The sequence below is a fragment of the Nonomuraea sp. NPDC048882 genome, assembly GCF_040649755.1.
GTDB classification, from domain to species: Bacteria; Actinomycetota; Actinomycetes; order Streptosporangiales; family Streptosporangiaceae; genus Nonomuraea; species Nonomuraea maheshkhaliensis.
In genome coordinates this window covers 190,519-217,192 of sequence record NZ_JBEZGB010000007.1, presented here as the reverse complement: position 1 = coordinate 217,192, position 26,674 = coordinate 190,519, and the positions used below count along the sequence as shown (strand labels likewise).

Sequence of the window (26,674 nt, the reverse complement as noted above, 5' to 3'; positions counted from 1 at the left end):
GCTTAGATGCACGACATGGCCCTTTGGTTGCCCTGAAAGACGCCACAGGTCCCCCGCGCGCCTCGGGGGACCCATGAGTCATGATCATTATGCCAGGCTTCCGGATCTTGACTGCCACTCAGGCCGGAGGATGGACATGAGCACGGCGTCGTGCCACTCGCCGTCCCAGAGCAGGGCGTCGCGCTCGACGCCCTCCTCGACGAAGCCGATCTTCTTGTAGACGTGGCGGGCGCGGTCGTTGAAGGTGTAGACGCCGAGGCTGATCCGGTGGATCGGCGTCGCGGTGAACGCGTGGGCCAGCAGCAGCTCGATCGCCTCGGTGCCGTACCCCTTGCCGAAGGCACGCGGGCCGACCAGCGCGATGCGCAGGTTGCAGGACAAGTTGTGGGCGTCGAGCTCGTTGAGCACGATCTCGCCCACGACCTCGTCGTCCGCCACGATCGCCAGGTCGAGCCGGTCGGCCTGCTCGCCGCGCGTGGCGTACCAGGCGCGCAGCCGATCCACCTCGAACGTGCCGTGCGAGCCCGTCAGCCGGCCCACCTCGGGGTCGGAGACGAGCTCGACGAGGGCGTCGAGGTGTTCGAGGCCGATCGGGCACAGCGTCACGCGCTCGCCCTTCAGCGTGGGTTTCTCGGCGAACATCCCCTTTGGCTATCAGGTGTGATCGCCGTCGGGCAAACCCATTTGCCGCAGCACCTCGTCGCGCACCTGCTCGGGGCTGAGCACGCCGACGTCGCAGATCAGGTCCGCCACCTCATGGAAGTAGTGCTCGCGCCGGGCCCGCATGGTGGCCGGGTCGTAGTCGGGACGGTGATCGCTCGTGCGCATCCGCTGCGCAAGCACGTCGTCCTTCGCGTCGACCCAGACCACGAACGCCCGGCCCATCGCCGCACGCACCTCGGGGTTCTCCAGCGTGCTCGCCGCCGCCGCGATCACCTGCGGCTCACCCGCCAGCCCTTTCAGCACGTGCTCGGCCTCGTAGCGGTGCAGCGTCTCCTTGCCCTCCCTGACGGCTATCGGCGCGGACGTGGCGCCGTAGCGGTCCTGGAGGTACTGGTCGCTGTCGGTGAACGGCAGGCCGAGGGCCGCGGCGACCAGGCGTCCTGAGGTCGTCTTGCCTGATCCCATCAGCCCGATCATTACGACGGGTTTGTTTTTCGCCATGTGGATAGAGGTTCCTTCGTGTCAAGGAGGTAAATCTGATGACCATCGCCGGAAGCATCATCCTCATCATGCTCGGTGCGATCCTCACCTGGGCCGTCGAGTTCGACCTCGCCGGTCTCGACATCAACGTAGTGGGTGTCATCCTCATGCTCGGCGGCATCGTCGGACTGCTGTTCGGCATCTACCGGATCCGCGTCACCCGGCGAGCGGTCGGCCCGATCGAGGAGCCGGTGCACCGCCAGGAGATCTACGAGGAGCCCGAGGCCCGCAGAACCACGGTGTACGAGGAGCGCCGCCACCACGAACCGCCCCTGTAGGAGTTGAGACCAACAGATGACCGAGCCGGAGGCGGTGGCCGCCATCCAGAAGGCCGACAGGAAGGCCACGGCGAAGTCCCGCTGAGCACGCTCGAGGTCTCGACGAGAAGAGGGCCGGTGGTCGGGAGACCACCGGCCCTCTGTCGTGTCGTCGCCTGTTCCGCCGGTCCTGGCCACAGCGCCCGCCCTCTCGGAGACGGAACTCGTCACCGCGCCGTCGTCACAGCAGCCGTTTGACCGCCGCGACGATCGCGGTGCGGTCGATGCCGGCGTCGGCGAGCTGTTCCCGAGGGGTCGCGGAGCCGGGCAGATCGGTCACGGCCAGCTTCACCACCCGCGGCCCCAGCTCGCTCACCGCGTCCGAGACCGCGTCGCCGAGCCCGCCCTCGGCCCGGTGGTCCTCGACCGTGATCAGGTTGCCGGTGGTGGTCGCCGCCTGGATGAGCGCAGCCGCGTCCACAGGCTTGATCGAGTACAGGTCGATGACGCCGACCGGGATGTCGCTCGCCCGCAGCTCGTCGGCCGCGGCCAGAGCCTCGTGCACGGTCACGCCGGCCGCCACGATGGTGGCCCGGTCGCCGGGGTTCTGCCGCAGCACCCGTGACCCGCCCACGGGGAAGCGCTCGCCCGGCTCGTAGATCACCGGCGTGTCGCCGCGCGTCGTACGCAGGTAGGAGACGCCGTCGAGGTCGGCCATCTCGGAGAGCAGCGCGGCCGTCTGGTTGGCGTCGCACGGGTAGAGCACGGTGCTCCCGTACGTGGTGCGCAGCATGGCCAGGTCCTCCAGGCCCATCTGCGAAGGGCCGTCCTCGCCGATCGCCACCCCGGCGTGCGAGCCGACCAGCCGGATGGAGGCCCCGCTCACCCCGGCCATCCTGATGAAGTCGTGCGCCCTGGTGAGGAACGCCGCGAACGTGGCCGCGTACGGCTTCCACCCGCGCACCTGCATCCCGACGGCGGCCGCCACGAGCAGCTGCTCGGCGATGTACATCTCGAAGAACCGCTCGGGAAACTCATCGGCGAACGTCTGGGTCTTGGTGGAGTCGGCCACCTCGCCGTCCAGCGCCACGACGTCGCCCCTGGCCGCGCCGAGCGCCTTCAGCGCCTCCCCGTACGCGGCGCGCGTGCTGACCTGGTCCCCGACGGCGTAGGCGGGCACCTGCATCCCGCTGGCCGCGAACCGGTACGGCGTCGCGCCCGGCTCGGGCTTGCGCACCTCGACGTGCACGTTCCTGACGCCGCCGAGCTCGGCCACCGCCTTGTCGGGGTCCTTCAGTGCCTTGCCGTGGGCGCCCTCGCGGTTCTCCACCTCCAGGACGCCTTCGCCCTTGCGGGTCTTGGCCAGGATCACGGTCGGCCGCCGGCGCGTGTTGCGGGCGTCGTTCAGCGCGTAGTCGATCTGTCCAGGGTCGTGCCCGTCGATCTCGATCGTGTGCCAGCCGAACGCCGTGAACCTGCGCGCGTACGCGCCGGTGTCCCACCCGTGCCGGGTGGGGCCGCGCTGCCCGAGCCGGTTGACGTCCACGACGGCGGTCAGATTGGCCAGTCCTTCTGCCCCGGCGTGTTCCGCGGCCTCCCAGACGGAGCCCTCGGCCAGCTCGCTGTCACCGCAGAGCACCCAGACGTGGTACGGCATGCGTTCCAGCCGCCCGGCCATCGCCACGCCCACGCCCACGGGCAGGCCCTGCCCGAGCGAGCCGGTGGCGACGTCCACCCAGGGCAGCCGGGGTGTCGGATGCCCCTCCAACCGGCTGCCCCTGCGCCGGAACGACAGCAGTTCCTCATCGTCGATCACGCCCGCCGCCTTGTACAGCGAGTAGAGCAGGGGAGAGGCGTGCCCCTTGGAGAAGATCAGCTGGTCGTTGGCCGGATTGCCCGGGTCGTCGAAGTCGTAGCTCAAATGGCAGGCGAACAGCACCGCCATCAGGTCGGCCGCGGACATCGACGAGGTGGGGTGGCCGGACCCCGCCTCGGCGGCGGCTCGCACGGAGTCGACGCGTAGCTGTGCTGCCAGTTCGGCAAGGTATTGGAGATCGCGTTCAGGCATCATCGCCTCCTCGAAAGCGGTTGCTGCGGCGCCTGCCCCCGCTCGGTGCCGGGAACGCGCGGTGCGGGGGCATGCCGGAGGGCGCTATGAGCGCTTGCCCCGGACCACGGTGGCGGCGACGGCGGCGGCCGCTCCCGCGGCCAGCGTCAGGAGGACCGGCCGGCGGTGCTGGGAGAGCCAGAGCTGGGGGCTGCGCCCGTGGGAGCGGTGGTCGAAGGAGCCGTGCGCGCCGTAGTCCGTGGACTCGTCGGCGGGCTCCCACAGGTTGGACACGCCGGTGGGCGCCTTCTCGTCCGTCACCTGGGACCGCGCGCCCGACCAGGCCAGGTAACGGTCCACCAGCGCCGGGGCCGCGCGCTGCGCCAGCAGGGTGAGCGCGGTGCTGGCGCCGACCCAGTACTCCTTGCGCTCCGGGTGCTCGGCCGCGTACACGATCGCCCTGGCCGCCACCTCGGGCTGATAGATCGGGGGTACGGGCTGCGGATGGCGGCGCAGCTTCGACAGGACCCAGTCGAACTGGGGCGTGTTGACCGCGGGGAGCTGGACGAGCGTGATGTCGATGCCGCTGCCGTCGCCCAGCAGCTCCGTGCGCACTGACTCGGTGAAGCCCTTGATCGCGTGTTTCGCGCCGCAGTACGCCGACTGCAGCGGGATGCCCCGGTAGGACAGGGCCGAGCCCGCCTGGACGATGGCGCCGGCGTCGCGCGGGCCCATGATGTCCAGGGCCGCCTTCGTGCCCCAGACGTAGCCCAGGTAGGTGACGGCGGTGGTGCGTTCGTACTCGTCTGGTGATATGTCGGTGAATTTGGCGAACACGGAGGAGAAGGCGGTGTTGATCCATACGGAGATGGGACCCATCTCCTTCTCGATGCGCTCGGCGGCGTGGCGTACCTGCTCGTAGTCCGCCACGTCGGCCTCGTAGACCTGACCTGTGCCCCCTTCCGCGCCGACGTCCACCGCGGCGGCGCCGAGACCCGTGGTGCCGCGTGCGATCAGCGCCACCTTCGCGCCCTGCGCGCCGAGCATGCGGACGACCGCGCGCCCTACTCCGCCGCTCGCGCCCGTCACCACCACTACCCGCCCTCGAAGTGGTGCCATGTCGAGATCAGCCCGCCTCTCCGTTGTCGCCCCGGTTCTTCTGCCGCTTCACGGCGAGCGTGATGTCGACCACCGTCGCGATCGCCAGCACGACGGCGATCCCCGCCAGCACCCAGGCTCGGGTGATGATGCCGAGCACCGTGAACGCGAACAGGAAGACCAGGAGGAACGAGCCCACCCTGATGTGCACCACGTCCCGCGGCGTGGCGGGCACCATGGCATGACCGCGCCGATCCCGCTGCTCGTGCCACTCTCCGTTATCAGACATGCGGCTCACCTGCCCGTACCGTTTGCCGCCTAACGTCCGGGGTAGCCGCCTCCCGTGCCTGATCGTGATCCCCGCGCGCAACCGGCCCCTGGGCCGTCCTCTGGGCCGTCCTCTGGGCCGGAGCTGCGCGCCAGCGACCAGAACGAGCCGGGGATCGTCAGGAGGCGGCGCGGCAGGGGGTTCGGCTACGCCGGGCCCGACGGCGAGCCGGTGCGCGACCCGGACACGCTGGCCCGGATCAAGGCGCTGGCCATCCCCCCGGCCTGGCAGGACGTGTGGATCTGCGGCTCGCCCGACGGCCATCTGCAGGCCGCGGGCACGGACGCGGCCGGACGCCGGCAGTACCGCTACCACGACGTGTGGCGCGAGCAGCAGGACCGGGTCAAGTTCGATCGGGTGCTGGACGTGGCCGAGCGGCTGCCCGCGTTCAGGAAGGCCGTGGACGACCAGCTTGAGGGACGCGGGCTGACCAGGCAGCGGGTCCTGGCCGCCGCGGCCAGGCTGCTCGACATCGGCTTCTTCCGCATCGGCGGGGAGAGTTACGACACCTACGGGCTGGCCACGCTGAGGATGGAGCACATCACCTGCTCCAACGGCATCGTCGTCTGCTCCTACCAGGCCAAGGGCGACATCGCGCGCGAGGTCGAGGTGGCCGACCCGGCGGCGTGCAAGGTGCTCAGGGCGCTCAAGGGCCTGGGCGTACGGGGCGAACTGCTGCGTTACCGGCACTCCGGCGGCTGGAGCGACATCAGGAGCGAGGACATCAACGAGTACCTGCGCGAGATCATCGGCTACGAGGTCACCGCGAAGGACTTCCGCACCTGGCACGCCACGGTGCTCGCGGCCGTCGGGCTGGCGGTGTCGCGGCCCGCCAGGAGCCGTGGCCGCACCGGCAAGCAGCGCGCGGTGACCCGGGTGATGCGCGAGGTCGCCGAGTACCTGGGCAACACGCCGACCGTGGCCAGGGCGTCGTACGTGGACCCGCGTGTCGTGGCCGCGTACGACCGCGACAGGACCATCGCCGCGGCCCTGACCGAGCTGGGCGCGGACGCCGACTTCGGGCAGCTTGCCACGGCGGGCCGGGTGGAACGGGCAACTATTGAGCTGATTCGTGCCGTTTGAGGGGTTCAAACCCGGGCATGCGGCGACAGAAGAAGGAGGCTGGCGATGGAAGCTCCGCAGTACGTCGCGGCCCGCGTCCAGCAGGCGCTGGCCGAGGACGGACGGACGCACGAGCTCGGAATTCGCGTCGACATCCGAGGCGACCAGCTGTTCCTGCGCGGTCAGGTGAGCGGGACGGAGCAGCGCGAACGACTCGGCCAGGTGGCGCACGAGGCCGCGCCCGAGCTCCACGTGCACAACGAGATCAACGTCCTGGAGGCGACCGCGCCGGGGGAGGATGAACATCTTGACTGACCTGCGCATCGCCGCGGTGGGAGACATCCACCTGGGCGAAGACGTCAGAGGCCGCTATCGCAAGAAACTCGACGGCATCGAGGACCGCGCGGACGTGTTCATGCTGGCGGGCGACCTGACCAGGCACGGCACGCTGGAGGAGGGCCGGTTGGTGGCCGACGAGCTGCGCGGCCTGCCGATCCCCACCGTCGCGGTGCTCGGCAACCACGACTACCACTCCGACCTCCAGGACGAGATCGCCGCCGAACTGCGCGACGCCGGCGTCATCGTCCTGGACGACGAGGGCGTGGTGATCCAGTGCGGGGACAAGAAGCTGGGCGTGGTCGGCGGGAAGGGCTTCGGCGGCGGGTTCGCCGGCAAGTGCGCCAGCGAGTTCGGCGAGCGCGAGATCAAGGACTTCGTCTCCCACACGCGCCAGATCGCCGAGAGATGGAAGGTGGCGCTCAAGGAGATCGTGGCCGACGAACGGGTGGTGCTCTCCCACTACTCCCCGACCAAGGAGACCCTCGAAGGGGAGCCGCACGAGATCTACCCCTTCCTCGGCAGCTACCTGCTGGCCGAGGCGGTCGACACGGCGGGCGCCGACCTGATCCTGCACGGGCACGCGCACAAGGGCAGCGAGAAGGGCATGACGCCGGGCGGCATCAGGGTGCGCAACGTGGCGCTGCCGGTGCTGAACCGGGCCTATGCCGTCTACTGCCTCGAATGCGAGAACGGCTTCGGCGCCGAGGGCGGCTGAACGGCGGGCTCACCGAAACGCACAGGCTCCTCGGAAACGAGGAGCCTGTGCGCTTTTTCTGTGTTCTTTTCGCTGTGTGCTTCATGCCAGCGTGCATGAGTGACCGCTGGACCGTTCTCGGGGATCGGCCCAGCGGTCGGGAACGGGTGGGCGGCCGGTGACGGGCGCCCCTAGACATTGAAGATGCTGACCCCACCAGGCCCGACGAGGAAACCGATGACGATGAGGACGATCCCCCAAAGCAGGTCGCGCCGGGCCAGGATCACGTAGATCCCGGAGATGACGAGAATGACGGCGATGATCCAGAGCAAAGTAGCCATGCGCACCGAACTGCCCTCAGGTTTCACCCCATAACATCTTTTCTTCCGGCAAGGGGGAGAAGATCTTCTCGCCGGTTCGTCAACCCGCCGGTCGCCTTCGTCGGGTTTGCGGAGCCGAGGCAGCCGCGGAGCGGACGATCGTGCTCCGGAAGCTTTACCCTCCAACGTCTAGGTGACGACCGTCTGGGTAGCCCGGTCACATGAGCAGCCACGGCCACGCGGTCACCGACGCCATCCTGGACACGCTCAAGCGTGCCAGCTCCGGGATGAAGGACGCCGGGGTGAAGTTCGCGCTGGCCGGCGGCTGTGCGGCGTACGCGCGCGGGGCGGCGCCCTCGCTGCACGACGTGGACTTCGTCCTGACCGAGCACGACGTGCCCGCCGCGCTGGAGGCGCTGCGCGGGCTGGGCTTCCAGACGGCCAAGCCGCCGGAGGACTGGCTGGTCAAGGCCTACGACGAGGGCCGGCTGGTGGATCTCATCTTCCGCGTGTCCGACCTGCCGATCACCGACGAGCTGCTCGACCGGGCCGAGCCGCTGAAGGCGTCGGCGGTGATCGTGCCGGTGCTGGAGGCCACCGACCTGGTGATCTCGTGGCTGCTGCCGCTGTCGGAGCACGCCTGCGACTACGGCGCGCTGCTGGCCCAGGTGCGGGCGCTGCGCGAGCAGGTCGACTGGCCCCGGGTGGCCGCCGTGACGGCCAAGTCGCCGTACGCGACCACGTTCATCACCCTGCTGGAACGGCTGGGCGTGCTGGACGGCCCGGTGGTCGCCTCCGGCGACCCCACCTGGCCCTGAACGGTCAGCCTCTCCGCGTGGCCGCGGTGACGCGCTTGAGGATGCGGTCCCACTCCGTGCCGAACGGGTTGTCCTGGACGAGGTAGGTCCACGTCGCCGTCGGCCGCCCCAGATCGGGCTCCGGCGCCTCGAACGACTCCAGCGAACGCCGCTCCACCTCGGCGAGCAGTGACTTGTACTCCTTGACGGCTTCGCGGTGGAACTCGTCGATCGGGCTCATCCGGCCCAGCGCCCGCAGGTGGATGCCCTCGCGCAGATCGGTCAGGAACGCCAGGTGCTCGGTCCAGCAGCGGTCGATGGCGTGCAGCACGATCTGCCTGGCCGTCTCGTCCCTGGTGTGCTCGGGCAGCTCCTCCCAGCGCTTGGGATCGGCCTCGGCCAGCGCCTTGGCGGCGGAGTCACCGTGGAGCACCTTGTCGCGCCACTCCAGGATGAGCTCGCGCTGGTGCTCAAGCAGGCGCGTGTAGCGCCACGTGTTGCGGTGGATCTCCAGGTTGACGCCCTCGGCGACGCGCTGGGCGTGGCCGACGAGGTAGGCGCCGCGCCGGTGGCGGACCAGGCCGTCGGCGTCGGCGGCGGGCGGGCGCTCGTCGGGGACGAACTGGGTGATCAGGTCGTCCTTCATGCTGACGAAGAAGACCGATCCGCCCGGGTCGCCCTGGCGGCCCGCGCGCCCGCGCAGCTGGTCGTCCAGGCGGCTGCTGGCGTGGCGGCCTGAGCCGATCACGTAGAGGCCGCCCAACTCGGCCACGCCCTCGCCGAGGCGGATGTCGGTGCCGCGCCCGGCCATCTGGGTCGAGACGGTGATGGCGTCGCGCTCGCCGGCCCTGGCGATGATCGCGGCCTCTTCCGCGTCGTTCTTGGCGTTGAGCACGACCGGCTCCAGGCCGCGCCGCTGCAGCAGCTTGGCCAGGTTTTCCGACTCGGCCACGTCGAGGGTGCCGATGAGGATGGGCCGGCCGCTCTCGTGCACGGACTGGATCTCCTCGACCAGCGCCGCGTCCTTGTCGGGCACGGTCGGGTAGACGCGGTCGGGCTCGTCGGTGCGTACGCACGGCCGGTTGGGCGGGATCACCGCGACCTTGAGGCCGTAGAACTCGCCGAGCTGCTCGCTGACGGCTACGGCGGTGCCCGTCATGCCGCAGATCTGCGGGTAACGGCGGATCAGGCCCTGCACGGTGATCGAGTCGAGGATCTCGCCCTTCTGGCTCGGCGGCAGCGCCTCCTTGGCCTCCACGGCCGCCTGGAGGCCGTTGGGCCAGCGCTGCAGTAGCGCCACCCGGCCGCGCGAGGGGTTGATCAGCTGCACCTTGCCGTCGCGCACGATGTAGTCGACGTCGCGGGCCAGCAGCGCGTGGGCGTGCAGGGCCAGGTTGAGCTCGATCAGCGTGCCGGGCTCGTGCTCGTCGTAGAGCTCGACGCCGAGCAGGTTTTCCACGCTGTCGGCGCCCTTGGGCGTGAGGTAGACGTTGCGGGCCTGCTCGTCGATCTCGTAGTGGTAGCCGCGGACGAGCTGGCGCACCAGCGCCGCCATCTCCGGCACCGCGCTGCCCGGGTCGGCCGCGCCCGCCATGACCAGCGGCACGCGGGCCTCGTCCACGAGCACGGAGTCGGCCTCGTCGATCAGCGCCACCTCGGGCGCGGGCACGATGATCTCGCTCGCGTCGGTACGCAGCCGGTCGCGCAGCACGTCGAACCCGATCTCGCTGACCGGCCCGTACGTCACGTCCTTCGCGTACGCGGCGCGCCGTTCCTCGGGCGTGGAGTTCTGGTCGATCCAGCCCACGCTGACGCCGAGCGCCTCGTAGAACGGGCCCATCCACTCGGCGTCACGCCTGGCCAGGTAGTCGTTGACCGAGATGACGTGCACCCGCTTGCCCTGCAAGGCGTAGCCGGCCGCCGCCATGGCCCCCGACAGGGTCTTGCCCTCGCCGGTGGCCATCTCGGCGACCTTGCCGTCGAGCAGGGCCAGCGTGCCGAGCAACTGCACGTCGTAGGGGCGCAGGCCGAGAGTGCGGTCGGCGGCCTCGCGCGCGACCGCGCAGAACTCGGCCAGGTCGTCCATGCCGGGCGCCGGCAGCTCGTCGAGCTCGGCGACACGGCCGGCGCGCGCGTGCGCCGCCTTCACGACCTTCTGGTAGGGCGTCAGAGGAACGCCTCCAGGCCGATCCAGAAGGTTCCTCAGTATTCCCTTGAACGAGGCCACACTTCCTCCAACGCGCGCTTCGCCGATACCGTTCCCACGGCCGGCCCTGTGCCGGCCCTCCGCCGGCCTTGCCGTGTCAGGGGGAGCGGAGCGACGGTCCGGCAAGCGTCGCCGTACCGGACCTTAACTCATCCGGCCGCCTGCGCCGTCACATCACGCCGCATCGGCACGTGCGGCGAGTACGGTGACGGCGGCCAGCAGCAGGAGGCAGCCCGCCCAGGCCGGCGCCGTGAGCCGCTCGCCGAACAGCACGACCCCGAGCAGCGCCGCGCCCACCGCCTCGCCGAGCGAGATGATCGACACGGTGGTGGCCCGCAGGGCGGTCAGCGCGCGGAAGAACAGCCCGTACGCCAGCGCGGTCGGCACCGCGCCCAGATAGAGCAGCAACCAGGCCGACGTCCAGTTCAGCTCGGGCACCACCCCTTCGGCCAGCGCGAACGGCGCCAGGCAGACGGCACCGACGACGAACCCGCCGATCGACACGGACTGGGGGTCGTCGTCGCGGTGGCGGCGGGAGAAGAGCGTCACCCCCGCGTACCCGGCGGCCGAGCCCAGGGCGAAGGCGATGCCGAGTACGGAGGACGCGCGGGCCTGCAGCACGCTCTCGCCCGTGAGCAGGAGCAGCCCGGCCAGCGCGACGGCCAGGGCGGCGAGCGCGACCCGGCCGAGGTGCTCGCGCAGCACGAACCGGCTGCCCAGAGCGGTGAAGACCGGGGTGGCGCCCATGGTCACCACCGTCGCCAGCGCGACGCCGGTGTGGGCGATGGCGGCGAAGTACGCGGTCTGGTAGACGGCCATCCCGGCGCCTACGACCAGGACACGCCAGGTGAGCAGGCCGCCCCGAGGGCGCCGGCGGGCCAGGGCGAGCAGGAAGGCGGCGCCGAGCAGGTAGCGCCAGAGCGACACGCCGACGGGGCCGAGCCCGCCCGTCTCGAAGAGCAGGACGCCGGCGGCGCCGCCGGTGCCCCAGGCGGTCGCGGCCACGGACACGTAAAGGGCGCCCCGCCGGGCGGAGACATGGGTCATGACAGGGGTTCTCCGGATGGAGTGGTCGGAATGGGCCCGTATGCGGGCAGCGACCACCCCCGGATCCGTCAGACCCGGCGATATCTGGATAAGCCGCCCGCTAGCGGGCGGGCGGAGGGGAGCAGATCAGACGTCGCGGCATGGGCCACAGCGTAGCGGCCACGCGGGCCTGACCGCGCCACGATTTCGTGCCGCACGGTTCACGCGTCGCGTGCCGCGCGGTCGGCGCGTTCCGTGCCTCAGGGTTTGCGGGCCACGCCGCCGACCAGCAGTTCCTCCCAGGGCGCGAGCGGGCCGGGGAGGCGGTCGTCGGGATGCCACTCGGGGAAGTGCACCACGCCGGGCTCCACGAGCGTCAGGCCGTCGAAGAAGCGCTCGACGGCCTCGCGGTCGCGGAAGTGCCCGGTGCCCATGGTCGCCTGGAGCATGATCTCCAGCGCCTTGGCCTTGGGATTGTCCGAGGCCAGGAAGTTGGAGGCGGCCAGGTGGCTGCCCGGCGGCAGCGCGTCCATGTACCGCCTGACCAGGGCGTGCGGCTGCTCCTCGTCGGAGAACAGGTGCAGCACGCCGATGATCAGGATCGCCGTCGGCCGCTCCGGGTCGATCAGCCGGCGCACGGCCGGATGGCCGAGCACGGCGTCCGCGTCGCGGGCGTCGGCGGTGATGGCGTCGGCGTTCGGGTTGCCGCCGAGGATGGCGCGGGCGTGCGGCTCCACCATGGGGTCGTTGTCCACGTAGACCACCCGCGCCTGCGGGTCGGCGAACTGGGCCACCTCATGGGTGTTCTCGACCGTGGGCAGCCCGGCGCCGAGGTCGATGATCTGCTTGACGCCCGCCTCGCGTACGAGGAAGTCGACGACCCGGCCGATGAAGGCCCGGTTGCACCAGACGAGGTCGACGACCTCGGGCACCGCGTCCTTGAGCCGGCGCGCCACCGAGCGGTCGGAGGCGAAGTTCTCCTGGCCGCCCAGCAGAGCGTCGTGCACACGGGCCACGCTGGGCCGCTCGGGATCCACGCCTGGAGGGGCCCATTCCTGCTGCTCACCGCTGAGACTCATCCGGGCTCCTTCTGCCATCCGTGACGCGGATCGTATCCGCAGCCGGGGGCCCCACGCTCCGCCTGGCGGGCGGTTGTCAGGAGAGTCAACTCACGCTGTCGGGCTTCCCGCCGGCACCACGGCGTGCGCGGGCGGCTCCCGTTTCGACAGCAGCCGCTTGAGCCGGGGCGCGAGCGGCCGCTCCACGAACCGGTGCACCAGGTACGCCGCCCCCAGCATGACCGCGATCATCGCCACCAGCAGCACGTACTTGTTCACCGCGTCCTCCAGCCGGGCGAACAGGATGAACCCGACGTGGGCGTGCAGCAGGTACAGCGGGTACGTCAGCGCCCCCGCCGTCACCAGCCACGGCCTGGCCAGCACGCTCGTCACCCGCAGCGACACGAACGTCATGACCAGGAAGATGAGCACGACCACGGCCGTGATGACCACCGGCGAGTACGTCACCGAGTACCGCTCGCCGACCGCCTCGGCGTACCCGATGGCCCGGTAGACCGCGTTGCCCAGGCAGATCGGCACCAGCAGCGCGATCTGCACGGTCAGCCCGAAGCGGTAGAGCATGAACAGCGCCATCCCGGCGATGAAGTAGTGGGAGAACTCCGACTGCACGACCAGGTCCGCGATCCCCGGCAGCAGCCCCAGCTCGACCAGGAACGTCAGTGCCAGCCAGCCCCACAGTCCGGCCATGATGCGGCCCTTGGTCATCCCGATGAAGGTGAAGGCCAGCATCAGCACGTAGAACCGCATCTCGGCCCAGAGCGTCCAGTAGACGACGTCCACGTTCTCGATGTTCGGCACCGCCTGGAACATCGTCAGGTTGGCCAGCACCTGGGGTAACGAGATCTGGAACAGCCCCTGCCCGAGCGTCACGGTCACCACGGCGGTGATCACGATGCCGATCCAGTACGCCGGATAGAGCCGCACCACGCGGGACACCACGAACTGCCGGGGCGTCCTGCCCCAGGCGCTCATGAGCACGACGAAACCGCTGATGAGGAAGAACAGGTCCACGCCCAGGTAGCCGTACTTGGCCCAGGCGCTCTCGGTGACGAACGTCACAGTGGTCTTGCCACCCGCCCACCCGGAGAAGACGTAGTGGAACAGCACCACGCACAGAGCCGCCAGCAGCCGGAGCCCGTCGATCTCATAGAGCCGTTCTGGCCTGGTTCGCACGGGTATCTCCCTTCTGTTGTAGAGAGGGTGGCGGCATCAGCTTGCGAGTTGGTTAAAAAACGTGAAAGGCATTCTTACGGGTTTACACGAAAACCGACGGCTTGTTGATGTTCTGTCGGAAAAGTCGGACCCGTCCGCGTAAGGCCGCACGACGTACCTGACAGGAGATGGCAGGTATGGCTGCGAGGGTGAACGGCATGACGACGAAAGCAAGGCTGCTGGCCTTCACCATCGACTGTGCCGACCCCCGCACGCTGGCGGCCTTCTACCACGAGGTGACGGGGATGGAGATCACGTACGCGGAGGACGAGTACGCCGCCATCACCGACGGCACCACCAGCATCTACTTCGGCCGGGTGCCCGAGCGCGAGCCGGCCGACTGGCCGGGGCCGGGCAAGCAGTTCCACCTCGACTTCCGGGTGCCGGACGTCGACCAGGCGGTCAAGGAGTACGTCGCGCTGGGGGCCACCAGGCCCGAGTTCCAGCCGGGCGTCACCGAGGAGGGCACGCGCTGGGTCGTGCTGCGGGACCCGCAGGGCCACCTCTTCTGCGTCTGCCCCGAGCAGTCGTAACCCACCCGAATCGGGGCCGTCGCTCGCGGGCGTGGCGTCTCGTGACAGGAGGGCTGGAACGGGGCGAAACGCCTGCTCGGGCTCAAGGATGAGCCACATGTCCGTACGAGTCGCCCCCGACTTGTAATGTTTTATCAGCCTAAAGGATGATTCTGGAGTCCCTCCGGCCTCATAAGCTGGAGCAATGCTCTTGAAAGGATCCCCGAGTCTGCGCGGGCCGCGATGACGTGGGTCGGCATGCTCATCGCCCTGGCGGGCGCGCTGGGATACGCGTTCGGGGCCGCGCTGCAGCAGTACGAGGTCGTGGCGGAAGGCGCCTCACTCAAGCTCGCCAGACGCCCGCGCTGGTGGGTGGGCGGCATCATCTCCTTCAGCGGCGCGTGCCTGCACGCCGTGGCGCTCAGCTTCGCGCCCCTGGTCGCCGTGCAGCCGATCAGCGTGGCCACCCTGGTGTTCGCGGTGCCGCTGGCCGCCTTCATGTACGGGCGGCGGCCCTACCGCGCGGAGATCCTCGGCTCCATCGCCGTGGCCGTGGGCCTGCTCTGGCTCATGCTCCTGGTGCCCACGCACAACGTGACGCCCAGGCTCGGTAACGGCGCCGCTCTCGGGTTCATCGCGGTCATCGGGGTGGTCACGCTGGCCACCCAGATGATCGCGAGCCGGGTGCACGGGCCGGCGAAGGCGCTGCTGCTGTCCGTCGGCGCGGGGGCCGTCACCGCGAGCGTGTCCACGTTCGTGCGCGTGATCGGCGGCGGCATGCAGGGCGACTGGGGGCGGCTGATCCACTGGTTCAGCCTGGCCGTGCCGGTGCTGCTGGTGTGCGCGGTGGTGCTGCTGCAGCGCTCGTACGCCGTGGGCTATTTCGGCATCGCGTACGCCGGGGTGCAGGTCATCGACCCCATCACCTCCGTGCTGGCCGGGACGCTGTTGCTCGGGGAGCCGCTGCCGACCGATGCTTCGACGGCCGTGCCCGCCGTGCTGGCCGCCGCCCTGACCATCGGCGGCACGATCACGCTGGGCCGCCTCGCGCCCGACCACAACGCCAAGCCGGCCACCACGCGGCCCTCCCCGCAACGCGCCGGCCAGCCGGCCAACGGCGCCGCACAGCCTCTTAACGGCACCGCACAGCCCGTCAACGGCACCGCCCACCAGCCCCTCAACGGCGCCACGCAGCCGGCCAACGGCTCATCGCCGCGCGCCGACCGGCTTTCTCCCGAGCTGGCCGAGCGCACGATCACCGTGCAGGTTCCCCAGGTGGACGCCAGCGCAGCAGCTCGTCCATCGACCGCAACATCAGACCTGGGCTGAGCCGGGCCGCGGCCGACAGCCCGGCGTCGCGCAGCCACACCGCCGCCGGGTTGCGGATCCTGCTCATCCGGCACAGCGTCATCGACCGCCGGACGATCTTCGCGGTCCGCTCCACCCGGGCCGCCGAGTACGCGGCCAGGTCGCCCCCGGCCACGTGCGCCAGCACCACGCCGTCCTCGATCGCCTGGCAGGCGCCCTGCCCGAGGTTGGGCGTCATCGGGTGGGCGGCGTCCCCGACCAGCGCCACCCTGCCCCGGTGGAAGGCGGGCAGCGGCCGGGCCTGGTGGTAGATGTCGTTCCTGATGATCATGGCGGGGTCGGCCGCCCGCAGCAGCGCGGGGATCGGCTCGTGCCAGCCGCCGAACCTGCGCAGCAGCTCCTCCCGCTCGTCGGCGTGCACGGTCCCGGCGGGCAGCACGTCGGTGGCGTAGACGTAGACCACGTCCCCGGCCAGCAGGTGGATGCCGAACACCGTGCCCCGGCCCCAGCTCTCCGAGCGCGGGATCGTCAGGCTTCCGCGCGGAATGAGGCCGCGCCAGGCCGTCACCCCGGAGTACGCCGGTGCCGGATGCTCGGGGAAGAGCGTGCGCCGGGTGGCCGAGTGGATGCCGTCGGCCGCCACGACGAGGTCGGCCTCCAGATCGCCCGCCTCCGTGCGGACGAGGCCTCTTTCCGCGTCCACGTCCTTGACGGCCGTGCCGAGCAGCAGCCGGTCGTGGCCGAGCGCGTCCAGCAGCACCTCCATCAGCGTGGCGCGCAGCAGGACCACCACCGAGTCGCCGTACTCGGCGTCGGCGTCCGCCTCGCTGGTCTGCACCATCCAGCGCCCGTCCGAGCGCCGCAGGCCGAAGCGGCCCTCCGCCGAGGAGAGCGCGCGGATCCGGTCGCCGAGGCCGACGGCGTCGAGCGCCTTGAGCGCGTTTGCGGAGATCGCCAGGCCCGACCCGACCGGCTCGATCACCGGCACGCGCTCCAGGACGGTCACGTCCCACCCCTTGCGCCGCAGCGCCACCCCGGCGGCCATGCCGCCGACCCCGCCGCCGACCACCACGGCCTTCGCCATCGCGAGCCTCCTCACTACGTCTGTAGTGTCACTGTACTACGCCTGTAGTCCGGTCCCACTACCCCTGTAGTATCGGCTTCCGTGAAACGCTCAGACGTCGTGGCGGACGCGGCCATCACCCTGCTGGCCGAGCGGGGCATGCGCGGCCTGACCCACCGGGCGGTGGACGAGGTCGCTGGGCTGCCGCCCGGGTCCACCTCCAACCTGGCCCGCACGCGGGCGGCACTGCTGGAGCTGACGCTGTCGCGGCTCACCGAGCTGGAGCTGCGGGCGCTGGCGGGGGCGTACGGGGCGGAGTCGTACGAGCTGGGCGGGCTGCCCGCCCGCATGGCCGAGGCGCTGCACATCCAGCTCAAGGACCGCCGCCGCACGCTGGCCCGCTACGAGCTGGCCCTGGAGGCCACCCGGCGGCCTGAGCTGCGCACGATCTACGACCAGGCCGGGCGGCGCTTCCGCGATCCGGCCGTGGCCATGCTGGCGGCCCTGGGCTCACCTGAGCCGGTACGGCACGCGCGCAGCCTCGTGGCGTTCGGGGAGGGGCTCATGTTCGACGCCATCGCGGGCGCGGGGGCCGTACCGGACCGGGACGAGCTCGAAACGGCCCTGCGCGAACTCCTGACCGGCATGCTCGGCCGCACGCCGGACCTGGGCCCTGAACCCTCGCCCGGCCCGCGCCCCTGACCCGCATCCGGCCTGCCCCGACCCGCAGCCGGCCTGCGCCGATTTGCGCCGACCTGCGCCGGCTCGTGCCGTGATCAGGTGAGCGTCACCGGGCCGTGCCGTCCTGACAGGACGACGGTGAGCGTGGGCCGGCGGCCCTCGGCGAGGTCGAGGCGGGTGTCCACCGCCGCCAGATCCCGCCGTACGGCCTCGGGGTCGGGGTGGACGGCGGCCACGGACACCAGCTCGACCACCGGCAGCCCCTCGGCGGGATGCCGGGTCGTGCCCCAGTCGATCAGGAACGGCACCAGCCCCTCGTGCCCGGCGCGGTGCGGCGGGGTGAGCCGCCAGCGCAGCAGCTCGCCGGACGGCGTGCGGCGGGACATGTCCTGCGGGTCGCCGGGATCGTAGCCCCGATCGCGGGCGCGGGCGACCACCGCGTCGATGTCCTCCACCGCCAGCGCCCACCCCGCCAGCCCGGCCGCCCGCAGACCGTCGATCCCGAACGGGCGCGGCCCGGCCGGGTCCTCCTGCTCCGGATCCGGGCCGACGATCTCCAGATAGCTCCGGCCGCCCAGCCCCAGCAGCCGGTTGCGGGTGCCGAAGCCCGGGTGCCTGCCGCCCTCGGCCGGGCGCACGCCGAGCAGCCGTTCCAGCTCGGCCGCGGTCGCGTCGAGGTCGGGGGTGGCGTAGACGAGATGGTCCAGGATCATGCACGCATTCCAGCACGCCGCGCACGCCCAGGGCTCAGCGCCTCCTAAGTGCCGCCCCCAGGAGGCCGCTCCTAGGAAAGTCTCGCTCCTAGGGAAGTCGCTCCTAGGAAAGAGCGAGGCGGGCGGTCAGGCGGTCGCGGTGCGGCGGCCACTCGTCGTCGAGGATGCCGAAACACACGGTGTCGCGCCAGGTGCCGTCGGGCCTCTTGCGGTGGCGGCGCAGCGTGCCCTCGTGCAGGCCGCCGATGCGCTTGATGGCGTTCTGGGACCTGAGGTTGAGGTTGTCGGTCTTGAGCAGGACGCGGTTGTAGCCGAGCGCGAAGGCGTGGTCGATCAGCAGTAGCTTGCAGCTCGTGTTCACGGCCGTGCGCCAGGCGGCGCGGCCGTACCAGGTCCAGCCGATCTCGATGCTCTCCTCGAAGCCGGGCACGTCGCAGTACGTGGTCCAGCCGACGGCCCGCCCGCTCTCCTTGGCGATGACGGCGTGGGGCACGTGCCGGTCGTCCTCGATCAGCGTCCGCGCGGTCGCGCCGAGCGCGGCCTCCGTGCGCGGGGTGTCGATGGGCAGCCAGCGCCAGACGTCGTCGTCCCCGCCTCCGGCGGCGAACAGGTCGGGTACGTGGTCCAGGGCGAGCGGCTCGATCCGGACGACGTCGTTCTCCAGCACCACAGGCGCGGGCAGCTTCGCGGTCATGCTGGTCACCCTATGAGGCCAGATCAGCCGGGTTCATGGCCACCTGTCCCTTTTTACGGGGAACCACCTGTCGACACTCATACCGGCCGGTCGGTAGGCTCACGGGCATGGACTTCGCCTATGACCACGTCACCGAGGACCTGCGCGAGCGACTGCTCCGCTTCATGGACGAATGCGTCTATCCGGCCGAGCCCGCCTTCGAGGAGCAGGCGGCCACCTCGGGCTGGAGCCCGCCACCGCTGCTTGAGGACCTGAAGGACGAGGCCAGGAAGCGCGGCCTGTGGAACCTCTTCCTGCCGGGCGAGCACGGCTCGGGGCTGACGAACCTCCAGTACGCCCCGCTGGCCGAGATCATGGGCCGGAGTCCCAGCATCGCGCCCACGGCCACGAACTGCGCCGCGCCCGACACCGGCAACATGGAAGTGCTGTCCATGTTCGGCAACGAGTGGCAGCGCAAGGAGTGGCTGCGACCGTTGCTCGACGGGGAGATCCGCTCGGCGTTCGCGATGACCGAGCCCGACGTCGCCTCCTCCGACGCCACCAACATCGCCACCTCGATCACCCGCGACGGCGACGAATATGTCATCAACGGCCGCAAGTGGTTCATCTCCGGCGCGATGAACCCCGGCTGCAAGATCTTCATCGTCATGGGCAAGACGAACCCCGAGGCGCCCAAGCACCGCCAGCAGAGCATGATCCTCGTCCCCCGCGACACCCCCGGCCTGCACATCAAGCGCGGCATGCACGTGTTCGGCTACACCGACGCCGACCACGGGGGCCACGCCGAGATCGTGTTCGAGGACGTACGCGTGCCGGCGGAGAACCTCATCGGCGAGGAGGGCGGCGGCTTCGCCATCGCCCAGGCCCGCCTCGGCCCCGGCCGCATCCACCACTGCATGCGCCTGATCGGCATGGCCGAGCGCGCGGTCGAGATGATGTGCAAGCGGGCCCTGGCCAGGACCACCTTCGGCAAGCCGGTGGCGCAGCAGGGCGTGGTCCAGGACTGGATCGCCGAGTCCCGGATCAAGATCGAGCAGGCCCGCCTGCTCGTGCTCAAGACGGCCTGGCTGATGGACACGGTGGGCAACCAGGGCGCCCACACCGAGATCCAGGCCATCAAGATCTCCACGCCCATCACCGTGGAGTGGATCCTCGACAAGGCCGTCCAGGTGCACGGCGCGGGCGGCGTCTCCCAGGACTTCCCGCTGGCCGCCCTCTGGGCGGGGGCCCGCTCCCTGCGTCTGGCGGACGGACCCGACGAGGTGCACAAGCGGTCGCTGGCCTATCGCGAGCTCAAGAGGTGGATGTGAACGAGGCGGAGATCAAGGAGCGCGTGGCCGCGTTCCTCGGCGACCACGACCCCGGCGGCGACCGGCTGGAGTTCCTGCGGGCCAGGTTCGACGCGGGCCTGGCCTGGGTGTGGTTCCCCGAGGGGCTGGGCGGGCTGGGGGCTCCCAGGGAGCTGCAGCAGGTCGTGGAGCGGGAGCTGGCCGACACGCCGCAGATCAACACCGGGATCCAGGGGATCGGGCTGGGCATGGCCGCGCCGACGATCCTGGCGTTCGGCACCGAGGAGCAGAAACGCCGGTTCCTGCGCCCGCTGTGGACGGGGGAGGAGGTCTGGTGCCAGCTCTTCAGCGAGCCGGGCGCGGGCTCCGACCTGGCCACGCTGGCGACCAGGGCGGTCAGGGACGGCGACGAGTGGGTGGTGGACGGGCAGAAGGTGTGGACGTCCGGGGCCCATCACGCCCGGTGGGCCATCCTCGTCACCCGTACCGACCCGGAGGTGCCCAAACACCGCGGGATGACGTACTTCGTGTGTGACATGCACGCCCCCGGCGTCGAGGTGCGGCCGCTGCGGCAGATCACCGGCGAGGCCGAGTTCAACGAGGTGTTCCTGACCGGCGTGCGGCTCCCCGACGACCTGCGGCTCGGCGAGGTGGGCGACGGCTGGCGGGTCGCGCAGACGACGCTGATGAACGAGCGCGTGGCCATCGGCGGCGCGCCCACGCGGCGCGGCGGCGGCGCCATGGCCGCCGTGCTCGACGCCTGGCGCGAGCAGCCGGAGCTGCGCACCCACGACCTGCACCAGCGGCTGCTGTCGCTGTGGGTGGAGGCCGAGGTCACCAGGCTGTCGGGGACGCGGCTGCGCGAGCAGTTGTCCGCGGGCCAGCCGGGCCCCGAGGGGTCGGGCATGAAGCTGTCGTTCGCCCGGCTGAACCAGGCGCTGTCCGGGTTCGACGTGGAGTTCCGGCGTGACCTGGGCTACGACGACTGGGCGTTCCGCCGTTCCGAGGACGTGGACTTCTTCGGCCGCGGCCCCGGCTACCGCTACCTGCGGGCCAAGGGCAACTCGATCGAGGGCGGCACCTCGGAGATCCTGCGCAACATCATCTCCGAACGGGTGCTCGGCCTGCCCTCCGAACCCCGTGTCGACAAGGACGTGCCCTGGAAGGACCTGCCGCGATGACGCTGCTCTACTCCGACGTCGAGGAGGAACTGCGCGCGGCCGTGCGCGGGCTGCTCGCCGACCGCTGCCCGCCCGCGGCGGTGCTCAAGCGGATCGAGTCCGAGCCGTACGACCTGGACCTGTGGAAGACGCTGGCCGGTGAGATCGGGGTGGCCGGGCTGCTCGTCCCCGAGGAGCTGGGCGGGGCCGGCGCCTCGGCCAGCGAAGTGGCCGTGGTGCTGGAGGAGCTGGGCCGGGGGGTGGCGCCGGTGCCGTTCTTCACCAGCTCGGTGCTGGCCACGCGGGCGCTGCTGCCGACCCGTGACGCGCTGCTCGGCGAGCTGGCCGAGGGGCGGTTGACGGCCGCGCTGGTCGTGTCGTTCGCGGCGTCGCCGTACGCGCCGGAGCGGGGCGCCTCCGTGAGCCTGGACGGCGACGGGAGGCTGTCGGGGACCGTCACCGGCGTGGCTGGGGCGGAGGTGGCCGACGTGCTGCTCGTGCCGGTGGGCGGCGACCTGTACGCGGTCGAGGACGGCATGGCCCAGGGTGTCACGGTCGAGGTCGTGACCTCGCTCGACCTGACCAGGCCGGTCGCCACCGTCACGCTGCGGCGGGCGCGGGCCCGGCGCGTGGGCGCGTGCGACCTGGCCGGGGTGCTGCGGTTCGGGGCGGGGCTGCTCGCCTCCGAGCAGCTCGGCGTGGCCGAGTGGTGCCTGGACACGACGCTGGCCTATGTCAAGGAGCGGCACCAGTTCGCCCGGCCGATCGGCTCCTTCCAGGCGATCAAGCACCGGCTGGCGGATCTGTGGCTGGACGTGGTCAGGGCCAGGGCCGCCGCCAGGAGCGCGGTCGCCGACAGCTCGTCGATCTCGGTGGCCGTGGCCCAGTCGTGGAACGCGGGCGTGGCCGTGCACGCCGCGGAGGAGGCGCTGCAGCTGCACGGAGGGATCGGGATGACGTGGGAGCATCCCGTGCACCTCTACCTCAAGCGCGCCAAGGCCACCGAGATCGCGCTGGGCACGCCGGGCGACCACCGGGAGGCGCTGGCCTCAATGGTCGACGTCCCCGGCCCCGCCTGAGCGGCGGTCGTCGGGCTCGGCTTCGGGCGCTGCTTCGAGCGAGGACAGCAGCAGGTCGGCGAAGTGCCGGCCGACCTGGGCGCCGGTCAGCGGCCCCGCCGCGTGGAACCACGTGCCCAGGTGGTGCACCGAGCCGAAGAAGTAGTCGACGACCAGCTCCGCCGGGACCCGGTCGCTGAAGATGCCGGTGCGCTGCCCCTCGGCCACGAGCGCGCGGAAGCGCTCGTGGTAGCGGCGGCGCTCGGCCCGGACGGTCTTCTGCGTCTCGGGCGCGAGCAGGTGGATGGACCTGAAGAAGATCTTCGAGTCGTCGAGGTTCGCGGCCGTCGTCTCCACGACGTCGGCCGCCGCCCGGTGCAGCCGCTCGCGCAGCGTTCCCGGCCCGTCGGCGATCTGCGTCAGCCGGTCCATCTGCATGCGCAGGACGCGGGCGTAGATCTCGTGCAGCAGATCATCTTTCGAATCGAAATAGTGGTACATGGCGCCCTTGGTGACCCCGGCCGCCACCACGATCTCCTGGACCGAGGTGCTCTCGAAGCCACGCTCGGCGAACAGCCGGGTCGCCTCGGCCAGCAGGCGCTGTCTGACCGGTTCCTCTTTCACACGATCCCCCTTGGTCACCGCCTTAGCGTACCGACTGGTCGGTTGCGGCAGGGTCAGTGGTCTTGCGGGTACTAATTCCGTCACCTTAGGCTCGCCTTGGTTGGAGAACGGGTATCTCTTGACCGGCGAGGGATCTTCGGCGTGGCAGATCCTGCAAGACCTACTCATTTCGGGGAGTTTGCCGTGCCCGGTGGCTCTATCTACGTGCAGCCCAACGAGAAGTACACAGGATCTTCCCCGCAGTGGTGGTACGAGAAGTTCTGGCGCGAGGACGCGCCGACGCGGCGTAAGTACCGTTACGTCAAGGCCGCTGTGGGATTCGTCGTCGGTGTGGCGCTGGGCCTGCGGTTCGGCCTCGCCGGCGGTTCCGCGTTCACCGGACTGCTGCTGGCGGGAGCCGTCGCCGGAGGCGACTGGCTGCTGCACTGGCACGCCTTCCACAAGACGGCCGTGTGGCGTGGCGCGCGGCGCGGCGAGGCGATCACCGGCCGCATCCTGCGCAGGTCGCTCGTCCGCCACGGCTACCACGTCCTCGACGGCAGGGCGATCCGCGGCCAGGCCTCGATCGACCACCTGGTGATCGGTCCAGGCGGCGTCTGGATCCTCGACAACGAGTCGTGGGCCCCCGACATCGAGATCGCCTGCTACGCCGGACGGCTGTTCATCGGCGAGAAATACGGCACCAAGGTCGCCAAGCCGCTGGTGGAGCAGGCCGAGGCGTTCTCCGAGCTGCTGACACGGGAGACCGGCGTCCCGGTGAACATCACGCCCGTGCTCGTGGTGCACTGCGGGATGTTGCCCAAGGAGGGCGTGGTCATGGGCGAGGGTCTCACCTTCGTCAAACCGCGGACGGTGAGCAGGCTCATCAAGTCGGCCGAGCCGGGCGCGCTCAACGAGGCCCAGATCGAACTGCTGGCCCGCACCGCGGCCCGCGAGCTCCAGCGCGTCTAGCGCGGGGGCTCACGGCGCGTCCGGTGCCGGGTGCTTACGGCGCGTTCAGCCGGGGCTCAGGCCAGCGTTTCGATGAACGCGGTCAGCTGGGCGACGTTGCGGCACTCGTGCATAGGCACGACCGTGCCGTAGTCGCTCGCGACCGAGTCGCCGGTGTCCCACTGCTGTCTCGGCTCGGGGTTGAGCCAGTAGGCGTGGCGGCACTTCGACACCAGTGACTTGAGCACGTCGAGGGCGGGCGGCTGGTAGTTGGAGCGGGCGTCGCCCAGGATGAGCAGCGACGTCTTGGGGCCGATCGCGTCGCCGTAGCGTTCGGCGAAGCGCTCAAGCGCGTGCCCGTAGTTCGTCCGGCCGAAGCGGACCATGTCGGCCTCGTCCGCCAGTCTGGTCATGGCCTCCACCACGTCGGAGCCCGGCAGGAAGAACCGGGTGATCTCGTCCACGGTGTCCACGAAGCCGAACGCCCGCACCTTCGTGAACTGCTCGCGCAGCGCGTACGTGAGCAGCAGCGTGAAGTGCGCGAACGACGAGACCGAGTCGCTGGTGTCGCAGAGCACGACCAGCTCGGGCTTGTGCGGCCGGGGCGGCTTGAAGTGGGTCGTCAGCGGCACGCCGCCACTCTGCAGCGAGGCCCGCACGGTCCGGCGGAAGTCGAGCCTGCCCCTTTTGCCCTTCCTGTGCTTGATGGTCAGGCGGGCGGCCAGGCGCCGGGCCAGCGGGTGCACCTCCCTGCGCAGCCGGGCCAGGTCCGCCTTGGTGACGCGGAGGAAGTCGACCTGGTCGAGCGGCGGGCGTACGGCGGAGCGGGCGATGCGCTCGATCCCCGAGTCCTCGGCGATGCGGCGGCGCACGTCGGTGGCCACGGCCTCCTCGAAGCGGCGCCGGTTGTCGTCGACCCGCCGGCGCAGGGTCTTCTCCGCCAGCCCGCCGCGCTCGTGCCCCTGCAGCACGCCGCGCAGGATGCCGGCCATCAGCGTCTCGGGCGACAGGGCGCGCATGACGCTGTAGGAGAACCAGTTCTGCCGTCCGGGCCCCGACTCCTGCCGGCCGAACCGTTCCACCATGGCCTGGGCGAACGCGCGCAGCTCCTGGTCGGTGGCGCCGGTCAGCAGCGCCGCCAGGTGCTCGCGCAGCTCCTTGACGTCGGCCCGCTCCAGGTCCGTACGCGGGACGTGGGGCCTGATCCCGCTCGTCGAGGCTGGGAACCACAGGTCGAACAGCACGTCGAACCCCGGCCGGTAGGCCGGCTTCTTGACCAGCGTCGCCGCGTACGCCGCCCGCAGCGACTCCCGGTCGGCCAGCTCGACCACCCGCAGCGCGTTCGCCGCGTCGAGCCCCTCCGCCACCGACACCGGCACCCCGGCCTCGCGCAGCGCGTGCACGAAGCCGATGTGCCGATCCACCAGGGACCCCGGCTCAGGCATCGGGCAGCCCCAGCTCCTTGACCGCCCGCGTGTGGTCGGAGGCGTGCTTGAGCACGACGCCGAGCGTCCCCGCGACGGTGGCCTCGTCCAGCTCGTCGCGACCGAGCGCCAGCAGCGTGTTGGCCCAGTCGACGGTCTCGGCCACGGACGGGGCCTTCTTCAGCTCCAGGGCGCGCAGCGTGGCCACCGTCCTGGCCAACTGCTCGGCCAGCTCGGCCCGGAAACCCGGCACCTGGGCCAGCACGATGTCCCGCTCGCGCTCGGGCGTGGGGTATTCGATGTGCAGGTAGAGGCAGCGCCGCTTGAGCGCCTCGGACAGCTCGCGGGTGGCATTGGAGGTCAGCACCACGTACGGCCTGCGCGTGGCGGCGATCGTGCCCAGCTCGGGGATCGTCACCTGGAAGTCGGACAGCAGCTCAAGCAGCAGCCCCTCGACCTCGACGTCGGCCTTGTCGGTCTCGTCGATGAGCAGCACGGTCGGCCGCTCGGACCTGATCGCCTTGAGCAGGGGCCGCTCCAGCAGGAACTCCTCGCTGAAGATGTCGTCGTCGGCGCTGGTGGCCTGGATGCGCAGCAGCTGCTTCTTGTAGTTCCACTCGTACAGAGCCCTGGTCTCGTCGAGCCCTTCGTAGCACTGGAGCCTGATCAGGTCGGCCCCGGTCGTCTGGGCCACCGCCTTGGCCAGCTGGGTCTTCCCGACCCCGGCCGGCCCCTCGACCAGCAGCGGCTTCCCCAGCGCGGCGGCCAGGAACACCGAGGTGGAGATGGCGTCGTCGGAGAGGTAGTCCACGGCGGCGAGCCGCTCCGTCACATCGGTGGGCGAGTCGAACATCGATGCTCCTGTTCTTGGGGCCGAACTTTATTCTAGCGGCTCATGTCCAGGGGAATCCGATTCGACCAGGATGCGGATCACCGGTATATTCCTTCCTGCCAGCGCCGCTAGCTCAGTTGGTCAGAGCAGCTGACTCTTAATCAGCGGGTCCGGGGTTCGAGTCCCTGGCGGCGCACCGCGAAGAAAGCCCCAGCTCAGAAGGTTGAGCTGGGGCTTTCGGGTTTCCTGGTGGGCCGGCTTCGAGGTGAGGGGCTCGTGCCGGTGGGGCTAGGCGAAGGTCGTGCAGATGCCGCCCGATTGCCGGTAGAACGGGTCGAGTCTCCAGTTGCGGGGGGCCGGCGCCACGCATGCCCTCGCGCCGATGTCGGAGGCGTCTCCCTGGGCGGGGGCGTCTCCCTGGACGGGGAGGATCCGCCGCTCGCGGAAGCTCGTGAATCCGCAGCTGGTGCGACCCCGTCTCCCGCCGGGCCGCCTCCCGCTGAGCGGAAGCGTCGAGGCGTCAGGGTCCCTGTCGTGATAACCGTCGTCGTCGCGCTGGTCGCCGTCGCGACGGTGGGGGCCGAGGCGACCATCACCACGAAGATCGCCCAGCACGGCAGGCGGGCCGTGCTGGTCTCGGTGACCGGCGCCTCGGCGGAGAAGGGTTACTCCGCCGTCGGCACCACCCAAGGGCTGAGCGGCCTGCGCCCGGGTATGA

At 70.7% G+C, this 26,674-nt stretch carries 28 protein-coding genes and 1 tRNA gene; 13 read left to right on the top strand and 16 right to left on the bottom strand.

Features of this window, described 5'->3' with window-relative positions; translation table 11 throughout:
• Positions 1-87: 87 nt before the first annotated feature.
• A complete protein-coding gene (locus tag AB0C27_RS25845) occupies positions 88-642 on the bottom strand; it encodes a GNAT family protein (protein ID WP_357848265.1) in 555 nt (184 codons plus the stop codon).
• Positions 643-654: 12 nt separating this feature from the next.
• Positions 655-1,128 (bottom strand): shikimate kinase, encoded by a 474-nt coding sequence (locus tag AB0C27_RS25840; protein WP_357848263.1) that lies wholly within the window; start codon positions 1,126-1,128, stop codon positions 655-657.
• Positions 1,129-1,202: 74 nt separating this feature from the next.
• On the opposite strand from AB0C27_RS25840, the gene AB0C27_RS25835 reads away from it, so the two are divergent.
• On the top strand, positions 1,203-1,481 hold the full coding sequence (locus tag AB0C27_RS25835) for a hypothetical protein (RefSeq protein WP_357848261.1): 279 nt from the start codon (positions 1,203-1,205) through the stop codon (positions 1,479-1,481).
• A gap of 220 nt (positions 1,482-1,701) precedes the next feature.
• Here the strand turns inward: AB0C27_RS25835 and AB0C27_RS25830 are convergent, their stop codons facing one another.
• The 3 genes from AB0C27_RS25830 to AB0C27_RS25820 form a co-directional block, all read right to left on the bottom strand.
• Positions 1,702-3,528 carry a transketolase gene (locus AB0C27_RS25830; RefSeq protein ID WP_357848259.1) on the bottom strand — a complete coding sequence of 609 codons (1,827 nt, stop codon included), beginning with the start codon at positions 3,526-3,528 and terminating at the stop codon, positions 1,702-1,704.
• Positions 3,529-3,612: 84 nt separating this feature from the next.
• The gene (locus AB0C27_RS25825) at positions 3,613-4,626 is read right to left on the bottom strand and encodes an SDR family oxidoreductase (protein ID WP_357848257.1); all 1,014 of its coding nucleotides are present in this window, start codon (positions 4,624-4,626) and stop codon (positions 3,613-3,615) included.
• 7 nt (positions 4,627-4,633) lie between these two features.
• Positions 4,634-4,894, bottom strand: a complete 261-nt coding sequence (locus tag AB0C27_RS25820; RefSeq protein ID WP_357848255.1) for a hypothetical protein — start codon at positions 4,892-4,894, stop codon at positions 4,634-4,636.
• A gap of 54 nt (positions 4,895-4,948) precedes the next feature.
• Here AB0C27_RS25820 and AB0C27_RS25815 point away from each other — a divergent pair, with 54 nt between their 5' ends.
• The 3 genes from AB0C27_RS25815 to AB0C27_RS25805 are packed head-to-tail and all read left to right on the top strand — an operon-like array spanning position 4,949 to position 7,049.
• Positions 4,949-6,016 carry a DNA topoisomerase IB gene (locus AB0C27_RS25815; RefSeq protein ID WP_357848253.1) on the top strand — a complete coding sequence of 356 codons (1,068 nt, stop codon included), beginning with the start codon at positions 4,949-4,951 and terminating at the stop codon, positions 6,014-6,016.
• A gap of 45 nt (positions 6,017-6,061) precedes the next feature.
• Positions 6,062-6,310: a BON domain-containing protein gene (locus AB0C27_RS25810; protein ID WP_357848251.1), complete on the top strand. Its 249-nt coding sequence runs from the start codon at positions 6,062-6,064 to the stop codon at positions 6,308-6,310.
• Entirely contained in the window at positions 6,294-7,049 is a 756-nt protein-coding gene (locus tag AB0C27_RS25805) for a metallophosphoesterase (protein WP_357848249.1), read from the top strand. Before AB0C27_RS25810 ends, AB0C27_RS25805 begins: the two co-directional genes overlap by 17 nt.
• A 170-nt stretch (positions 7,050-7,219) precedes the next feature.
• On the opposite strand, the gene AB0C27_RS25800 is transcribed toward AB0C27_RS25805, so the two are convergent.
• Positions 7,220-7,369 carry a GPGG-motif small membrane protein gene (locus AB0C27_RS25800; RefSeq protein WP_181308348.1) on the bottom strand — a complete coding sequence of 50 codons (150 nt, stop codon included), beginning with the start codon at positions 7,367-7,369 and terminating at the stop codon, positions 7,220-7,222.
• A 200-nt stretch (positions 7,370-7,569) separates the two neighbouring features.
• Here AB0C27_RS25800 and AB0C27_RS25795 point away from each other — a divergent pair, with 200 nt between their 5' ends.
• On the top strand, positions 7,570-8,166 hold the full coding sequence (locus AB0C27_RS25795) for a nucleotidyltransferase (RefSeq protein WP_346106161.1): 597 nt from the start codon (positions 7,570-7,572) through the stop codon (positions 8,164-8,166).
• A gap of 4 nt (positions 8,167-8,170) precedes the next feature.
• Here AB0C27_RS25795 and secA2 read toward each other — a convergent pair whose 3' ends face one another.
• The 4 genes from secA2 to AB0C27_RS25775 all read right to left on the bottom strand — a co-directional run bounded on the left by secA2 (position 8,171) and on the right by AB0C27_RS25775 (position 13,629).
• On the bottom strand, positions 8,171-10,294 hold the full coding sequence (gene secA2 / locus AB0C27_RS25790) for an accessory Sec system translocase SecA2 (protein WP_357848246.1): 2,124 nt from the start codon (positions 10,292-10,294) through the stop codon (positions 8,171-8,173).
• 231 nt (positions 10,295-10,525) lie between these two features.
• Complete coding sequence (locus tag AB0C27_RS25785) at positions 10,526-11,398, bottom strand: EamA family transporter (protein WP_357848244.1); 873 nt, start codon at positions 11,396-11,398, stop codon at positions 10,526-10,528.
• 239 nt (positions 11,399-11,637) lie between these two features.
• On the bottom strand, positions 11,638-12,456 hold the full coding sequence (locus AB0C27_RS25780; protein ID WP_357848242.1) for an SAM-dependent methyltransferase: 819 nt from the start codon (positions 12,454-12,456) through the stop codon (positions 11,638-11,640).
• A 90-nt stretch (positions 12,457-12,546) separates the two neighbouring features.
• The gene (locus AB0C27_RS25775) at positions 12,547-13,629 is read right to left on the bottom strand and encodes an acyltransferase (protein WP_357848240.1); all 1,083 of its coding nucleotides are present in this window, start codon (positions 13,627-13,629) and stop codon (positions 12,547-12,549) included.
• Between the two features lie 197 nt (positions 13,630-13,826).
• On the opposite strand from AB0C27_RS25775, the gene AB0C27_RS25770 reads away from it, so the two are divergent.
• Together AB0C27_RS25770 and AB0C27_RS25765 are read left to right on the top strand one after the other, a co-directional pair.
• A complete protein-coding gene (locus AB0C27_RS25770; protein ID WP_357848238.1) occupies positions 13,827-14,201 on the top strand; it encodes a VOC family protein in 375 nt (124 codons plus the stop codon).
• A gap of 237 nt (positions 14,202-14,438) precedes the next feature.
• Positions 14,439-15,509 carry a DMT family transporter gene (locus tag AB0C27_RS25765; protein WP_357848236.1) on the top strand — a complete coding sequence of 357 codons (1,071 nt, stop codon included), beginning with the start codon at positions 14,439-14,441 and terminating at the stop codon, positions 15,507-15,509.
• On the opposite strand, the gene AB0C27_RS25760 is transcribed toward AB0C27_RS25765, so the two are convergent.
• Positions 15,436-16,572, bottom strand: coding sequence for an FAD-dependent monooxygenase (locus AB0C27_RS25760; protein WP_357848234.1), 1,137 nt, complete (start codon positions 16,570-16,572; stop codon positions 15,436-15,438). The genes AB0C27_RS25765 and AB0C27_RS25760 overlap by 74 nt on opposite strands.
• 81 nt (positions 16,573-16,653) lie before the next feature.
• Between AB0C27_RS25760 and AB0C27_RS25755 the strand changes: the two genes are divergently transcribed.
• Positions 16,654-17,253 (top strand): TetR/AcrR family transcriptional regulator, encoded by a 600-nt coding sequence (locus AB0C27_RS25755; RefSeq protein WP_357848232.1) that lies wholly within the window; start codon positions 16,654-16,656, stop codon positions 17,251-17,253.
• A gap of 74 nt (positions 17,254-17,327) precedes the next feature.
• Here AB0C27_RS25755 and AB0C27_RS25750 read toward each other — a convergent pair whose 3' ends face one another.
• The gene (locus tag AB0C27_RS25750; protein ID WP_357848230.1) at positions 17,328-17,945 is read right to left on the bottom strand and encodes a VOC family protein; all 618 of its coding nucleotides are present in this window, start codon (positions 17,943-17,945) and stop codon (positions 17,328-17,330) included.
• A 103-nt stretch (positions 17,946-18,048) separates the two neighbouring features.
• Positions 18,049-18,639 (bottom strand): GNAT family protein, encoded by a 591-nt coding sequence (locus tag AB0C27_RS25745; RefSeq protein WP_357848228.1) that lies wholly within the window; start codon positions 18,637-18,639, stop codon positions 18,049-18,051.
• A 107-nt stretch (positions 18,640-18,746) separates the two neighbouring features.
• Between AB0C27_RS25745 and AB0C27_RS25740 the strand changes: the two genes are divergently transcribed.
• From AB0C27_RS25740 to AB0C27_RS25730, 3 genes are read left to right on the top strand one after another with little or no spacing between them, the layout of a single operon-like run.
• Positions 18,747-19,949 (top strand): acyl-CoA dehydrogenase family protein, encoded by a 1,203-nt coding sequence (locus AB0C27_RS25740; RefSeq protein ID WP_357848226.1) that lies wholly within the window; start codon positions 18,747-18,749, stop codon positions 19,947-19,949.
• Entirely contained in the window at positions 19,946-21,109 is a 1,164-nt protein-coding gene (locus tag AB0C27_RS25735; protein ID WP_357848224.1) for an acyl-CoA dehydrogenase family protein, read from the top strand. Before AB0C27_RS25740 ends, AB0C27_RS25735 begins: the two co-directional genes overlap by 4 nt.
• Positions 21,106-22,167 carry an acyl-CoA dehydrogenase family protein gene (locus tag AB0C27_RS25730; RefSeq protein WP_357848222.1) on the top strand — a complete coding sequence of 354 codons (1,062 nt, stop codon included), beginning with the start codon at positions 21,106-21,108 and terminating at the stop codon, positions 22,165-22,167. The genes AB0C27_RS25735 and AB0C27_RS25730 overlap by 4 nt, the downstream gene beginning before the upstream one ends.
• On the opposite strand, the gene AB0C27_RS25725 is transcribed toward AB0C27_RS25730, so the two are convergent.
• Entirely contained in the window at positions 22,138-22,770 is a 633-nt protein-coding gene (locus AB0C27_RS25725) for a TetR/AcrR family transcriptional regulator (RefSeq protein WP_357848220.1), read from the bottom strand. The two genes, AB0C27_RS25730 and AB0C27_RS25725, sit on opposite strands and share 30 nt — an antisense overlap.
• Positions 22,771-22,953: 183 nt before the next feature.
• Between AB0C27_RS25725 and AB0C27_RS25720 the strand changes: the two genes are divergently transcribed.
• A complete protein-coding gene (locus AB0C27_RS25720) occupies positions 22,954-23,721 on the top strand; it encodes a nuclease-related domain-containing protein (RefSeq protein ID WP_357848218.1) in 768 nt (255 codons plus the stop codon).
• A 56-nt stretch (positions 23,722-23,777) separates the two neighbouring features.
• On the opposite strand, the gene AB0C27_RS25715 is transcribed toward AB0C27_RS25720, so the two are convergent.
• A complete protein-coding gene (locus AB0C27_RS25715) occupies positions 23,778-25,145 on the bottom strand; it encodes a VWA domain-containing protein (protein WP_357848216.1) in 1,368 nt (455 codons plus the stop codon).
• Positions 25,138-25,977, bottom strand: coding sequence for a MoxR family ATPase (locus AB0C27_RS25710; RefSeq protein WP_357848214.1), 840 nt, complete (start codon positions 25,975-25,977; stop codon positions 25,138-25,140). The genes AB0C27_RS25715 and AB0C27_RS25710 overlap by 8 nt, the downstream gene beginning before the upstream one ends.
• A 101-nt stretch (positions 25,978-26,078) precedes the next feature.
• Between AB0C27_RS25710 and AB0C27_RS25705 the strand changes: the two genes are divergently transcribed.
• A tRNA-Lys gene (locus AB0C27_RS25705) sits at positions 26,079-26,152 on the top strand.
• The last annotated feature ends 522 nt before the right edge of the window (positions 26,153-26,674 follow it).